15 protein-coding genes and 1 tRNA gene are annotated in these 14,530 nt (G+C 33.5%); 12 read left to right on the top strand and 4 right to left on the bottom strand.

Features of this window, described 5'->3' with window-relative positions:
• Position 1: 1 nt before the first annotated feature.
• The 10 genes from MEFER_RS03980 (at position 2) to MEFER_RS03935 (ending at position 9,869) form a co-directional block, all read left to right on the top strand.
• The gene (locus tag MEFER_RS03980; protein WP_015791346.1) at positions 2-661 is read left to right on the top strand and encodes a hypothetical protein; all 660 of its coding nucleotides are present in this window, start codon (positions 2-4) and stop codon (positions 659-661) included.
• A gap of 52 nt (positions 662-713) precedes the next feature.
• Positions 714-1,403 carry a glycosyltransferase family 2 protein gene (locus MEFER_RS03975; protein ID WP_015791345.1) on the top strand — a complete coding sequence of 230 codons (690 nt, stop codon included), beginning with the start codon at positions 714-716 and terminating at the stop codon, positions 1,401-1,403.
• Between the two features lie 180 nt (positions 1,404-1,583).
• Positions 1,584-2,108, top strand: a complete 525-nt coding sequence (rplJ, locus tag MEFER_RS03970) for a 50S ribosomal protein L16 (protein WP_015791344.1) — start codon at positions 1,584-1,586, stop codon at positions 2,106-2,108.
• A gap of 122 nt (positions 2,109-2,230) precedes the next feature.
• Positions 2,231-4,528 carry a phosphoenolpyruvate synthase gene (ppsA, locus tag MEFER_RS03965; RefSeq protein WP_015791343.1) on the top strand — a complete coding sequence of 766 codons (2,298 nt, stop codon included), beginning with the start codon at positions 2,231-2,233 and terminating at the stop codon, positions 4,526-4,528.
• 73 nt (positions 4,529-4,601) lie between these two features.
• A complete protein-coding gene (locus MEFER_RS03960; RefSeq protein ID WP_015791342.1) occupies positions 4,602-5,111 on the top strand; it encodes a nicotinamide-nucleotide adenylyltransferase in 510 nt (169 codons plus the stop codon).
• Positions 5,112-5,124: 13 nt separating this feature from the next.
• Entirely contained in the window at positions 5,125-5,385 is a 261-nt protein-coding gene (locus MEFER_RS03955; RefSeq protein WP_015791341.1) for a DUF2097 family protein, read from the top strand.
• A 232-nt stretch (positions 5,386-5,617) separates the two neighbouring features.
• On the top strand, positions 5,618-7,210 hold the full coding sequence (gene lysS / locus MEFER_RS03950) for a lysine--tRNA ligase (protein ID WP_015791340.1): 1,593 nt from the start codon (positions 5,618-5,620) through the stop codon (positions 7,208-7,210).
• Between the two features lie 140 nt (positions 7,211-7,350).
• The gene (locus MEFER_RS03945; protein WP_015791339.1) at positions 7,351-8,127 is read left to right on the top strand and encodes a hypothetical protein; all 777 of its coding nucleotides are present in this window, start codon (positions 7,351-7,353) and stop codon (positions 8,125-8,127) included.
• 382 nt (positions 8,128-8,509) lie between these two features.
• The gene (locus tag MEFER_RS03940) at positions 8,510-9,325 is read left to right on the top strand and encodes a 2-oxoacid:ferredoxin oxidoreductase subunit beta (protein ID WP_015791338.1); all 816 of its coding nucleotides are present in this window, start codon (positions 8,510-8,512) and stop codon (positions 9,323-9,325) included.
• A gap of 1 nt (position 9,326) precedes the next feature.
• Complete coding sequence (locus MEFER_RS03935) at positions 9,327-9,869, top strand: 2-oxoacid:ferredoxin oxidoreductase subunit gamma (RefSeq protein WP_015791337.1); 543 nt, start codon at positions 9,327-9,329, stop codon at positions 9,867-9,869.
• Between the two features lie 217 nt (positions 9,870-10,086).
• Here MEFER_RS03935 and MEFER_RS03930 read toward each other — a convergent pair whose 3' ends face one another.
• From MEFER_RS03930 to glmM, 3 genes are read right to left on the bottom strand one after another with little or no spacing between them, the layout of a single operon-like run.
• Positions 10,087-10,557 (bottom strand): deoxyuridine 5'-triphosphate nucleotidohydrolase, encoded by a 471-nt coding sequence (locus MEFER_RS03930; protein ID WP_015791336.1) that lies wholly within the window; start codon positions 10,555-10,557, stop codon positions 10,087-10,089.
• Positions 10,558-10,581: 24 nt separating this feature from the next.
• Positions 10,582-11,817, bottom strand: a complete 1,236-nt coding sequence (gene glmU, locus MEFER_RS03925; protein ID WP_015791335.1) for a bifunctional UDP-N-acetylglucosamine diphosphorylase/glucosamine-1-phosphate N-acetyltransferase GlmU — start codon at positions 11,815-11,817, stop codon at positions 10,582-10,584.
• A complete protein-coding gene (glmM, locus tag MEFER_RS03920; RefSeq protein WP_015791334.1) occupies positions 11,818-13,167 on the bottom strand; it encodes a phosphoglucosamine mutase in 1,350 nt (449 codons plus the stop codon).
• 175 nt (positions 13,168-13,342) lie between these two features.
• Between glmM and MEFER_RS03915 the strand changes: the two genes are divergently transcribed.
• The gene (locus MEFER_RS03915; RefSeq protein WP_015791333.1) at positions 13,343-14,050 is read left to right on the top strand and encodes a (5-formylfuran-3-yl)methyl phosphate synthase; all 708 of its coding nucleotides are present in this window, start codon (positions 13,343-13,345) and stop codon (positions 14,048-14,050) included.
• A 61-nt stretch (positions 14,051-14,111) separates the two neighbouring features.
• Positions 14,112-14,186, top strand: a tRNA-Arg gene (locus MEFER_RS03910).
• Here the strand turns inward: MEFER_RS03910 and MEFER_RS08290 are convergent.
• Entirely contained in the window at positions 14,168-14,524 is a 357-nt protein-coding gene (locus MEFER_RS08290) for a M56 family metallopeptidase (RefSeq protein ID WP_015791332.1), read from the bottom strand. The two genes, MEFER_RS03910 and MEFER_RS08290, sit on opposite strands and share 19 nt — an antisense overlap.
• Positions 14,525-14,530: the final 6 nt, after the last annotated feature.

The raw sequence follows: 14,530 nt of genomic DNA, 5'->3' as shown, positions 1-14,530 counted from the left end.
AATGAAAAAAATTATTATTTCGATTTTATTTGCGTTATTGTTTCTTTTACTGCCAAATTACGCCTCAAACCCAGATATCATAGTTGCTCCAGAAAAATGCTTAGTTAATGATTCAGTATATGTGATATTCCAATGGAGAGCCCCCTATGCTGTAGAGAATTTTAATATTACAGTTTATTCAGATGCTATAGAGTTTAACGAATCTACATTATATTATGCAGGAGTGGCAGAGGATGCTAAAGTGTTCCATATATTTAAGGGTAGGGCTGTAAAACCTGGAAATCATACAATTAAGATTCAGATGAGCTATATTATTGAGGGAATATCTGTAAAGAGGAAGTTTTTGGGAAATATTACAATAATAACACTTCCTATTACTGAAGTTGAAGAAAAGAATGTTACATTAAATAAAGAGGAAGATAAAGAAAATAAAATATTAAATAAAACAGAAAATATTACACAACAGGTGAATATAACAACAAATACTACTATATCAAATAAAACAACAAATAACATAGAAGATATAATAAATATGCAAAAAAATGAAAGTGTAACTATCCAAAATAATCAAGGTAACATTGGCTCAATTATTTACGGAATTTTTGGGTTAGCCCTTGGATTGGCGTTTGGATATGTTGTAATGTATCTGATTAAGCTTTAATCTCCTATTTTAACCTTTAAAATTTAAATTTACTATCTAATTGTGATAGATTATGATTGCGGTAATTCCAGCATTCAATGAAGAGAAGAATATCTTAAAAGTTTTGAGAGATTTAGAGAAATTGGGAATTGATGCTGTAGTGGTAGATGACGGCTCTAAAGACAACACTTCAAAAGTTGTTGAAGAATTTTCAAAAAATTCTAAGATTAACGTTTATCTAATAAAAAATGAAACAAATCAGGGTAAGGCAAAAGCTATTGAGAAGGGAACGAAGTTTGTATTATCTTTGAATAAATATAGGTATATTGTATATATTGATGGAGATTATCAACACAAACCTGCGGATATACCAAAGCTATTTAAAAAATTAAAAGATACCAATGCTGATGCTGTTTTTGGTGTTAGGAAATACAAACATATTCCGTTGCATAGGCAGATATCTAATTTCTTTGCATCAGTTTTAACATCGTTGGCAGTGTTCATATATTCAAAAAGATTCTATTTCTTTAGGGATGTTCAGTGTGGATTTAGAATAATAAAGGCAGAGCTTTTAAAGGATGTGAAGTTCGGAGATGGCTATGCGGTTGAGCACTTTATAGCTTTACAGTTGACAAAGAAAGGAGCTAAGATTGTTGAGGAGTATGTAAGTGTTGAATATCACGATGAGGCAGTTTCATATATAACTACAAAGAAAATCTTAGAGGTGGCTAAGCAGGTTATAAAGTTCATTTTTTTAGAATAACAAATTTCTGAAGCTTTTTAAAACTCATAGATTTCTCATTTATCCATACAACTACCTTACAGTAAGCTTTAAATATTAAGTTATGAATATAAGCAACAAGATAAATCTTATATAGTTGAACGTTGGAAAGAACTAACCCTATTCTATTTATACGAAACAGCTGAAAAACAGGTGATGATAATGGCTTCTTTGAGACCAAACAGATGTTACAGGGATGTAGATAAACCACCATACACAAGAAAAGAGTATGTTAAAGGGGTTCCACAACCAAAAGTCGTTCATTTTATAATGGGTAACTTATCAGCTGAATTTCCAGTTAAAGTTAATTTAGTAGCTACAAGACCAATTCAGATAAGGCATAACGCTTTAGAGGCAGCAAGAGTTGCTGCAAACAAGTATTTAACAAAAATGTGTGGTAGATTAGGTTATAAGTTCCAAATTAGAGTTTACCCACACCAAATATTAAGAGAACACAAAATGGCTACAGGAGCCGGGGCAGATAGAATTTCAGATGGTATGAGATTAGCATTTGGAAAACCAATTGGAACAGCTGCAAGAGTTAGAGAAGGGCAGGCAATTATGACAGCATGGGTAAACCCTGATAAATTCCCAGTAGCTAAGGAAGCTTTAAGAAGAGCAGCAATGAAATTGCCAGTTCCATGTAGAATAGTTATTGAGAAAGGAAAAGAATTGATTAAGCAATAATTTTTTATTTCTATTTTATTTTTATGAGAATTAATTCATATATTTAAATCTATCTAAGAAATAAAAAGTTTATATAATCCACTATATATTGTTAATTGTCTAAAACAAAAAAGGGGATATTAATGAAATTCATTGCATGGTTGGATGAGCTTTCAAATGAAGATGTTGATATTGCTGGAGGTAAAGGAGCTTCATTGGGAGAGATGTGGAATGCTGGATTACCAGTTCCACCAGCGTTTGTTGTAACTGCCGATGCTTACAGACACTTCATAAAAGAAACAGGCTTAATGGATAAAATAAGGGAAATTTTAAGTGGATTAGATATTAACGATACAGATGCATTAATGGAAGCTTCAAAGAAAATTAGAAAATTAATTGAAGAGGCAGAGATGCCAGAAGATTTAAGGTTGGCTATTATCGAGGCATACAATAAGTTGTCAGAGATGTGTAATGAAGATGAGGTAACAGTCGCCGTTAGAAGTTCTGCAACCGCTGAGGATTTACCTGATGCAAGTTTTGCTGGGCAGCAAGATACCTACTTAAACATAAAAAGAGCTGAAAATGTTGTTAAATATGTTCAAAAGTGTTTCTCATCTTTGTTTACACCAAGAGCTATTTTCTATAGGGAGCAGAAAGGATTTGACCACTTTAAAGTTGCCTTAGCTGCAGTTGTTCAAAAGTTGGTTAATGCTGAAAAGGCAGGAGTCATGTTTACAGTTAACCCTATTAACGAAAATTACGATGAGTTGGTTATTGAGGCAGCGTGGGGATTAGGAGAAGGAGTTGTTAGCGGTTCTGTTTCTCCAGATACATACATAGTAAATAAAAAGACCTTAAAAATCATTGACAAACATATAGCAAGAAAAGAAACAATGTTTGTTAAGGATGAGAAAGGAGAAACAAAGGTTGTTGAAGTTCCTGATGACATGAAAGAAAAACAAGTTTTATCAGATGAAGAAATTAAAGAATTAGCTAAAATAGGGTTAAACATTGAAAAACACTATGGAAGACCAATGGATGTTGAATGGGCTTATGAGAAGGGTAAATTCTACATGCTACAAGCAAGACCTATAACTACATTGAAGAAAGGCAAAAAAGAGAAAAAAGCAAAAGAAGAAGAGATTGAAGCAAAAATATTGTTAAAGGGTATTGGAGCTTCTCCAGGAATTGCAAGTGGAACTGTCAAAGTTATTATGGACATTAGTGAAATAGATAAGGTTGAGGAAGGGGATATCTTAGTTACAAAGATGACAACCCCCGATATGGTTCCAGCAATGAAAAAAGCAGCTGCTATTGTAACAGATGAAGGAGGGCTGACTTGCCACGCGGCAATCGTTTCAAGAGAGTTGGGAACACCTTGTGTCGTTGGAACAAAAAAAGCTACAGAGATTTTGAAGGATGGCATGGTTGTTACTGTTGATGGAGAGAAAGGAATTGTATATGAAGGTAAAATTGAAAAAGTTGAAGAGAAAAAACCAGAAACAACAGCAGTTGTTCAGCAGGCTCCAATTATCACTGCTACAGAGGTCAAGGTTAACGTTAGTATGCCAGAGGTTGCTGAGAGAGCAGCAGCAACAGGAGCAGATGGAGTAGGGCTGTTAAGAGCAGAGCACATGGTTTTAGGGTTAGGAAAGCATCCAAGAAAGATTTTAGAGGAAGAAGGAGAAGAGGCATTAATAGAGGCGTTAATGGATGGAATTAGAAAGGTGGCAGATGCATTCTATCCAAGACCTGTAACTTACAGGACGTTAGATGCTCCAACAGATGAGTTTAGGGGCTTAGAAGGAGGAGAGAATGAGCCAATAGAACACAACCCAATGTTAGGTTGGAGGGGAATTAGAAGAGGATTAGATGAAGTTGATATCTTAAAATGTGAGTTGAAAGCAATTAAAAGATTGAGAGAAGAGGGCTATAAGAACATAGAAATTATGATTCCTCTTGTTACTCATCCAGATGAAGTTAAGAGAGTTAAAGAAATTGCAAGGGAAGTTGGCTTAGAGTTGGGTAAAGACATACCATTTGGAATTATGGTTGAGACACCAGCAGCAGCTTTAATTATTGAAGACTTTATAAAAGAGGGAATAAACTTTGTTAGCTTAGGAACCAATGATTTAACTCAATACACAATAGCAATAGATAGAAACAATGAATTGGTTTCAAAGTATTATAAAGAAGATCACCCTGCTGTATTGAAATTGGTTGAGCATGTGATTAAAACATGTAAAAAGTATGGTGTAAAGACTTCAATATGTGGGCAAGCAGGAAGCAGACCACACATAGTTGAGAAGTTGGTAGAGTGGGGTATTGATAGCGTATCAGCAAACATTGATGCAGTCGAAACAATAAGAAGAGTTGTTGCAAGAACTGAGCAAAAGGTTATATTGAACTTCATAAGAAAATCATACTTAGAGAAGGAGTAAATCCTAATTTTATTTTAATTTTTTAGCTTTTTTAATAAATTTTTTAATAATTTTCACTATTTTTGGTGATATATTGAGGGGCATTATAATTGGTAGATTTCAACCATTTCACAAAGGGCATTTGGAAGTTATAAAAAAGATAGCTGAGGAGGTTGAGGAAATAATTATTGGAATTGGTAGTGCTCAAAAAAGCCATACTTTGGATAACCCATTTACAGCTGGGGAAAGAATTTTGATGATAACAAAATCATTGAAAGGTTATAATTTGACCTATTATCCAATACCTATAAAAGATATAGAATTCAACTCTATTTGGGTATCATATGTTGAGTCTTTAACTCCACCGTTTGATGTAGTGTATAGTGGAAATCCATTGGTTAGGGTTTTGTTTGAAGAAAAAGGATATGAAGTAAAAAAGCCAGAGATGTATAATAGGAGAGAATATTCTGGAACCGAAATTAGAAGAAGAATGTTGAATGGAGAAAAGTGGGAACATTTAGTCCCTAAAGCAGTTGTTGAAGTTATTGAAGAAATAAAAGGTGTTGAAAGGATTAGGAAATTAGCCCAAACAGATAAATTATAATTTGAGTGATATTATGGAAGAAATTATTGATGTAAAAAACCCAAAAGATGTTTTTGAGTATCTCGACAACAATATAGATGTGGATGAGTACGTTGAAATATACTTTGGAAGGGTTCACGTTGAAGGTAGATTAGTGCATTATAACGATGGTCTCGTAAGATTAGTCCATGAAAGATACGGCATTATAGAGGTTGAGATTGAAGAGATATTAGATGATTTGTTGGAGTTGGCTCATAGTGATGGGGAGAAAAGAACTGTGTTGAGATTCTATTAATTTATAGTTCTTTTCAAAGTGAATAAAATTTATTAAGGAAGTTTGAACTCCTTCCATTAGGAAAGAGTTCTCAATACCCTTATGTATCCCAAAATATTTTGAAAAGAACTATAATCTTTTTCCAAAACTAAGTTATTTATACTATTTTGGTAGTTATTATTTTAGCAATAACAACTTAAAGAAATTTAAATTTTTTGATTTTTATTAATAAAAATTAAAATTGAGGGAAATTATGCATTGGGCTGATGTAATAGCTGAGAAATTGATTGAAGAGAGAAAAGCAGATAAATATATAGTTGCGAGCGGAATAACACCTTCAGGACATATCCACGTAGGAAACGCAAGGGAAACACTAACTGCCGATGCCATATATAAGGGATTGATAAATAAAGGAGTTGATGCAGAGTTAATTTTTATAGCAGATACTTACGACCCATTAAGGAAGCTCTATCCTTTCCTACCAAAGGAGTTTGAGCAATATATTGGCATGCCTTTAAGTGAAATTCCATGTCCAGAGGGTTGCTGTAAAAGTTATGCCGAGCACTTCTTATCTCCTTATTTGGAAAGCTTAGATGATTTGGGTGTTGAGCTAACCACATATAGGGCAGATGAAAACTATAAAAAAGGACTTTATGATGAAAAAATAAAAATCGCATTAGATAATAGAGAAAAAATCATGGAGATTTTAAATAAATTTAGAGCTTCCCCATTACCAGACGATTGGTGGCCAATAAACGTTGTTTGTGAAAATTGTGGAAGGCTAAAAACAAAAGTCTTAAGTTATGATAGTGAAAAAGAGATAGTAAGATATAGGTGTGAGGTTTGTGGCTATGAAGGAGAAGTAAAGCCTTATAAAGGAAGAGCTAAGCTTCCATGGAGGGTTGATTGGCCAGCAAGGTGGAGCATATTTAATGTAACCATTGAACCAATGGGTAAAGACCACGCAGCAGCTGGGGGAAGCTACGATACTGGAGTTTTAATTGCTAAGGAGATTTACAACTATGAGCCTCCAAAAAAGGTTGTTTATGAATGGATTCAATTAAAAGTTGGGGATAAAGCAATTCCAATGAGTTCTTCTAAAGGGGTTGTATTTGCTGTAAAAGATTGGACTCATATAGCTCATCCAGAGATTTTAAGGTTCTTGTTGTTAAGAAGTAAGCCAACAAAACACATAGACTTTGATTTAAAGAAAATTCCCGACTTAGTTGATGAGTATGACAGATTGGAAGAATTTTATTTCAACAATAAAGATAAAGATGAACTAAGTGATGAAGAAGAGGAAAAGATAAGAATTTATGAGCTATCTACTCCAAAAATTCCAGAAAGTAAGCCGTTTGTCATCCCATACAGATTCTGTTCAATTATCGCTCAACTAACCTATGATGAAGAGAAGAAAGATGTAAATATGGAAAGAGTATTTGAAATATTGAGAAGAAATAATTATAGGATTGAGGATATTGATGAGTTCAGCATGAAAAGGTTGAAAGATAGGCTTTTAATGGCAAGAAACTGGGCTTTAAAGTATGGGGAGAAGTTAGTTATAATTGATGAAGATGAGGCAAAGGAAATCTATGAGAAATTGAAAGATAAGCAAAAAGAGTGGATTAAATACTTTGCTGAAAAATTGAAAACTGTAGAGTTTGATGCATTAACTTTGCACGAGCTTATCTATCAAACTGCAAAAGAACTCGGTTTAAATCCAAGAGAGGCATTCCAGGCATCGTATATGATACTACTGGGCAAAAAGTATGGGCCAAAGTTAGGGGCTTTCTTAGCAACATTGGGAAGAGATTTTGTTATAAGGAGATATTCATTATTTGAATAAACTTATTTTATTTCTCTTTTTTATTTAATTGCTTTTTGGTGATAAAACTGATAAAAACAACCTTTTGGAAAAAGGTTGATCAAAACAACAAAATATAAAATCTTCGATTCACTAACTTTTAATAAAACTCGGTGATAATAATGATAAAAATACATGCCTTAGAGGAAGTTAAAGGAAATTCTAAAGAAGTTGTTGAGAGAGAATTTGAAAACCTTTCTAATGAGTTAAAAGAAAAATATAACGCCAAAGTTAGGTATGTTGATGAAGATATTGAGGAGGATGAAAACTTAAAGTTTTATACAAAAATTGGTGAATTTGAAATAGATTTTGACAATTTTAGGGATTACATAAACTTCTGTTTAAAATATGGGGCTGATATTGAAGTTATAAAACCGGAGAAGTTAAAACTTAAGGCTAATGAAATAAATGAGGTTTTAGCTTTGGTTATAACCGCATTCAAATCTTTTGTTGATACTTACAAGATTGGATTTAATGTATATGTAAAGGAGAAAAAAGATATTGATGTTGAGGAGTATAAAAAAGGTAAATATGATGAGGAAGAAATAGTAGATTTTGAGGAAGATGGATTTATAAGGGTTAAGGCAGTGTTTGAAGGTGTTGGAAAAGATGAGGATGAAGTTGTTAAAAACTTGTTAGTTTCTTTAGATAGGGAAGATATTATAATTAATAAGATTATAACCAAAAATTTTGAAGATAAAGGATTCAATGGCTTAATAGCTGTTGATTTGCTGTGTAAACCATTTGAAATGTTTGAGATCGCCTACAAATATTTGCCAGTTGCTTTATCCATTCAGAAGGATGAAATTGAGCTAACTTTATCTGACATCCAAGATATTGGAAATGAGCTGTCTGGAGCGATGTTCGAGCTTAGCCATGCCGTTGTTATGAGAGCATAGGCTTCGCTCTATTGCTATGAAACTTTTAGAAAAAGTTTCATTAAAACTTAGGGGGAGTATACCAATAGAGGGGCAAGTCCCTCTATGGTTCGGAATACCTCAGAGTGGGGTTTCACTACGTTCAGCCCCACTGTAATTAAGAGGCATTGCCGAGCGTAGCGAGGCAATACATGCATAGGGCTTCGCCCTATTGCTATACCCAGAGCGGAGTTGCCTTTGGCAACTCCACTTTAGTCTAAGAGGTATTATGAAGGGCTTTAGCTCCTCCTTAATGCATCCGTTTTGATCAACGCACCATAGGACTCACGCCCTATTGGTATACCCATAAGTTTTGATCAACCTTTTCTTAAAAGGTTGTTATAAAAGGTTGGAAGGTGATAGATTGCATCCGGCTTTAAAATATATGAGGCAAGATAGATTACCACACATCTTTTGTTCAGGATGTGGAAATGGAATTGTTATAAACTGCTTTTTAAAGGCAATTGAAGAGCTAAATATAAAGCCAGAGGATTATATAGCTGTTTCAGGAATTGGATGCTCTTCAAGAATTCCTGGTTATTTATACTGCGATTCCCTACATACAACACATGGAAGACCTATAGCGTTTGCGACTGGAATTAAAATAGCAAGACCAGATAAGCATGTTGTTGTGTTTACAGGAGATGGAGATACAGCAGCTATAGGTGGAAATCACTTTATCCACGGTTGTAGGAGGAATATTGATTTGACAGTTATCTGTATAAACAACAACATCTATGGAATGACAGGAGGACAGTTTTCACCAACAACACCTCAAGGTAAAAAGGCTACAACAGCTCCGTATGGGTGTATAGAGAACAATGCAGATTTATGCAAATTAGCTATAGCTGCTGGAGCTACTTATGTAGCAAGGTGGACAACAGCTCATCCAATTCAGCTCGTTAAATCAATAATAAAAGGTATCCAAAAGAAAGGATTTGCATTTATTGAAGTTGTTTCTCAATGCCCAACTTACTATGGAAGGTTTAATGTCTCAAGAAAGCCGGCTGATATGATAAAATATCTAAAAGAGAATTCAATACACATAAACAAGGCAAAAAATATGAGTGAAGAGGAGTTGAATGGAAAAATTGTTGTTGGGGAGTTTTTAAATATAGAAAAGCCCGAGTTTGTTGAAGAGTTGCACAAATTAATTGAAAAATTAAAAAAGGAGGGCTAAGATGAGGAAAGAGATAAGATTGTCTGGTTTTGGAGGGCAGGGGATTATTTTAGCTGGAATTATTTTAGGTAGAGCAGCTGCTTTATATGACAAAAAAGAGGCCGTTCAAACACAATCTTATGGTCCAGAGGCAAGAGGTGGGGCAAGTAAATCAGAGGTTGTTATTAGCGATGAGCCAATAGACTTTCCAAAAGTTATAAAACCAGATATATTGGTTTGTTTATCACAGCAAGCTTATGATAAATACAAGGATGATATTAAAGAAGGAGGAATTTTATTGGTTGATGAGGATTTGGTTTCAACTGATGAAAAGCCAAAGGTTGATGTAACATTGTATAAAATTCCATTTACAAGAATTGCTTCAGAAGAAATAAAACTTCCTATTGTGGCAAACATTGTCATGTTAGGGGCCTTAACTAAACTAACAAACATTGTTTCAAGAGAAAGTATGGAAAAATCAATTTTAGATAGCGTTCCAAAAGGAACTGAGGAGAAGAACTTATTGGCATTTAAAAAAGGATATGAATACGCTGAAAACCTATAAGAAACTTTTAATAACCATAGGGGCAAAGCCCCTATTGGCATGAAACTTTAAGAAAGTCTCATCAAAATTAATTTTCCCCAGGCTTTTCTTAAAAGGCTGTTCGGGATGCCCAGGATGCATTAAGGATGGGCTAAAGCCCTCATAATGCCTCTTAGAAATTATAAATAGGAACATTAAAAATAATTTTTCATTATTTCTTAAAGCTCATTATAAAAGTTTATTTTCCTTTATAGATGCCTTCATAAACTCCTTTAACGTCCCTACATTCAATAAAAACAATTTGTGCTATTCTCGCATATCTATATATTTTTATTGGGTTAAAAACATGCATTAGATATTCTGGTCTTCCCTCATATCCAGGGTCGTGAACTGCAGAGTATATGGTAGCTCCCATTCTCAATAAAGAGCTTCTTGGATATGCAAATCCAGCCACATTTTCAGGAATTTTCATATAATCAGCTACTTTTACAACATAAATTCCTCTATCTAATGTTATACTTTCATCTTTTTCAGAGTTGAATATCTCAACGTAATTTGGCAGTTTTCTTTTTTCATTTGAAAAATCTAAGGTCCCTTCACCTTCTATTTTAAATATTTTCCAAACTCTCAAATCTATTCCACACTGCTGTATTTGTTTCTCATCTAAATCATCAAAAAAGTTTTTTGAAGTATTAGCTCCAATAATCATTTATTTTCACCGTTTTTAAATGATTTATTTCTGGTTTATTAATTTTTTAAATATCAATTCATCCTTTTTATAAACAAACATATTACTTTCTATGTCCCTATCAATCAAACAATTAGCTCCAATCCAGCAGTTGCTACCAACTTTAACTCCAGGCATGAAAGAAACTTGAATACCTGTTTTAACATTGTCCCCCATTATAACTCCCAATTTTCTAACGCTTTCAACTCTCTCTCCCTTTATATTAACTTTAACTGGTTTATTATCAAATCTTAAATTGGCAGTTATTGTATTGCATCCAAAGTTGCAGTTTTCTCCAATTATACTGTCCCCAACATAAGACAGATGAGGAATTTTTGTATTTTTCATAATGATACTTGCTTTAACTTCAGAGGAGTTTCCTACAAAAGTATTTTCCATTAGAACTGTATATGGTCTTATATATGCCAAAGGCCCGACAACAGCTCCTTTTTTAATAATTGCAGGACCTTCAATAACTGAATTTGCTTTAACAACAGCCCCCTCTTCAATTATAACTTCTCCCTTAATAACAACGTTCTCCTCAACCTCTCCCCTAATGTCTGTCTTTATTTTATCCAAAAGGTATTTATTTGCCTCTAAAACATCCCACGGTCTTCCAACATCATTCCAATAACCCTTTAATTTGATTCCTTTAACCTCCTCCTCTTTAATTAGCTGTTTTATGGCATCTGTAATTTCCCTCTCTCCTCTTTCAGAGATTTCTGTTTTTTCAATTAATTCAAAAATCTTTTTATCGAATTTGTATATTCCGGCATTTATTAGGTTTGATTTTGGATTTTTCGGTTTTTCTTGGATTTCTATTATATTGTTGTTTTCATCTAAAACTAAAACTCCAAAATTTTCTGGATTTTTAACTTCTTTAACGGCAATGGCATACTTATATTTTAAAAACTCCTCTAAGCTGTCTTCAAAAATGATATCCCCATTTATAACTAAAAATTCATCATCTACGTAATCTTTAGCTGTTAAAACTGCCTCTCCAGTCCCATCTATCTCTCCCTGCTCCAAAAATTTGATTTTTGGATTGTCTTTAAAATATTCAATAATCTTTTCTTTTCTATACTTAACAATTAAGTAAATGTTATCTACAAAATCATCAACCTTTTCAATAATATGTTGTAAAATTGGCTTCCCAGCTATTGGGATTAGCGGTTTTGGTCTATTTTCAGTTAAAGGCCTTAATCTCTCCCCTTTACCTGCACATAGTATTATTGCATCCATTTAACTCACCGCTCTTAAGGCATTTTTAACCAATTTTATCCCTTTATCCAACAGCTCCTTAGCTAAAATTCCATCTTTAGCTTCAACTCTAACTCTTATATATGGCTCAGTTCCTGAAGGTCTTATTAAAATCCAACCATCTCCTAAATTAAATCTTGCCCCATCAACTGTTTCAGGAGTTGTTTTAAACAAACTCTCCCCATTCTCAATAACATATTCCATTACTTTTTCCTTTTTACCATCTTCACATGGAATTTTTTCCCTCAAATTTATATAAGATGGGATTCCATCCAATATCTTATACAATCTTTTGTTGTAAAATTCTAACATCTCCAAAATCCTCAATCCACTTAAAATACCGTCTGGAGTTAGATGTATGTCAGCATGAATCCATGTTCCACTAGGTTCTCCACCAAAAATAGCTGAGTTTTTAATCATCTCCTCGGCAACAGCCACATCTCCAACTTTTGTCCTTATTATCTCAACATCTAAATCTTTTAGATATTCATCAATAATCATTGAGGCATCTACTGTTGTAACAATCTTTTTATTTCCAGTTTTTTCAACGATGTATCTTGAAAAAGCAGCTAATAGCTTATCAAAATCAGCCAACCTTCCCTTTTCATCTATTGCCACCATCCTGTCTGCGTCTCCATCATGGGCTATGCCTATATACCCCTCTCCATAAGCATTTAAACCTTTAATCATATTCATTGTCTTTTTTAAGTTTTTTTCATTAGGTTCTGGCATTCTACCGATGAATCTTCCATCCATGTGGCTATTAACCGATATAACATGACATCCAACATCTGTAAATAGATATGGGGATACTAAGCAGGCAGAGGCGTTTGCACAATCAACAACCACGTTAAATTTTTCATTTATATCAACATTTTTTAGAATGTATTCCATATAATTTCTTATTGCCCTGCAATCTTCCCAAATATTTCCAACTTTATCCCATCCTACTTCAACAAAATCTCCTTTAAATATAATCTTCTCTATCTCATCTTCTTCTTTTTTGTTAAAAGCTAAACCATTTTTGTTAAATAGTTTTATTCCATTGTATTCTGGAGGGTTGTGAGATGCTGTAATCATAACTCCAACATCGTAATTTCTTGCGTTAAAACCTAAAACAGGTGTTGGGACAATATCTATAGTAGTGACCTCCCCTCCTCCATTTAAAATTCCTGCTGTTAAAGCAGTTTCAATCAACTTTCCAGTAGTTCTCGTATCCCTTCCAATCACAACGTTTTTATATTTTTTAGCTATAGCCAATCCCACTTTATAGGCAATTTTTGGAGATAAATTTTTCATTCTTATTCCAGAAGTCCCAAATAATCTTCCCATGTTTCCACCATATAAAAAAGTAATAACAAAACCATAATTAACATTAAGTTTTTATATGCATTGTTGTTAATAAGCACAAGAGTAAATATTTATATGAATTGCATGTTCCGAAGTAAAGGTATAAAATTGTGAAACTCCTATTTAATTTTAAAATCAATATCACAGGTGTAACGTTATGATACTATTGGTAAGTCCTATAGACGTTGAAGAGGCGAAAGAAGCAATAGCTGGAGGAGCTGATATCATAGATGTAAAAAATCCAAAAGAGGGTTCCTTAGGGGCTAACTTCCCATGGATGATTAAGGCAATTAGAGAAGTAACACCAAAAGAGCTATTAGTAAGTGCAACAGTTGGAGATGTCCCATTCAAACCAGGAACCATCTCTTTAGCTGCAGTTGGAGCGGCAATAAGTGGAGCTGATTATATAAAAGTTGGATTATATGGAGTTAAAAATTACTATGAAGGAGTTGAATTAATGAAAAATGTTGTTAGGGCAGTTAAGGATATTGATGAAAATAAAATAGTTGTTGCTGCCGGATATGCAGATGCCCACAGGGTTGGAGCGGTTGAGCCATTAATAATTCCAAAGATTGCAAGGGATGCTGGTTGTGATGTTGCAATGTTAGACACTGCTGTAAAAGATGGAAAAACATTGTTTGACTTCCAAAGCAAGGAAATTTTAGAAGAGTTTGTTCAAGAATCTCATGATTATGGGTTGAAATGTGCTTTAGCTGGTTCAATAAAGAAGGAACATATCCCTATATTAAAGGAGATTGGAACTGATATCGTTGGTGTTAGGGGGGCTGTATGTAAAGGAGGGGATAGAAATAACGGTAGAATAGATAGAGAGTTAGTTAGAGAGTTGAAAGAGCTTTGTAAGTAGATTTTTAATTTTATATTTTAAAATTTTAAATTTTTGATAGTAGAGCTTTTTTAATAGTAGAGCCCGGGTCGCCTAGCCAGGATAGGGCGCTGGCCTGCGGAGCCAGTTGTCAGGGGTTCAAATCCCCTCCCGGGCGTTATTATTTAAATTATTATATTTAAGTAACTTTTTTATGATGTTTATTAAAATTTCTTCTTTGTTTGGGAATAAAAATAAGAGTTCATTTTCAAATTCATTTATGTGGTATTTTCCATATTTTAGATGCAAGAGTTCATGAGCAAAAATAAATTTTATTTCTTCATCAGTTAGGTATGGAAGGACATTTTTGTTAATATAAATGGTCTTATTAGTCAATGAGATAGAGGCGATTTTTCTTTTAAATGGCTTTATTTTTATTTTTATATCTGCTTTTTTATCATTTAGATTTAACTCCCTTATTGTATTATTTAGGATATCGTTTATTTTATCTCTCATTCTATC

This window comes from Methanocaldococcus fervens AG86 (assembly GCF_000023985.1).
Taxonomy (GTDB): Archaea; AGJL01; Methanococci; order Methanococcales; family Methanocaldococcaceae; genus Methanocaldococcus; species Methanocaldococcus fervens.
The sequence above is the reverse complement of the archived record's forward strand: the minus strand, read 5'-3'. Positions and strand labels throughout refer to the sequence as shown.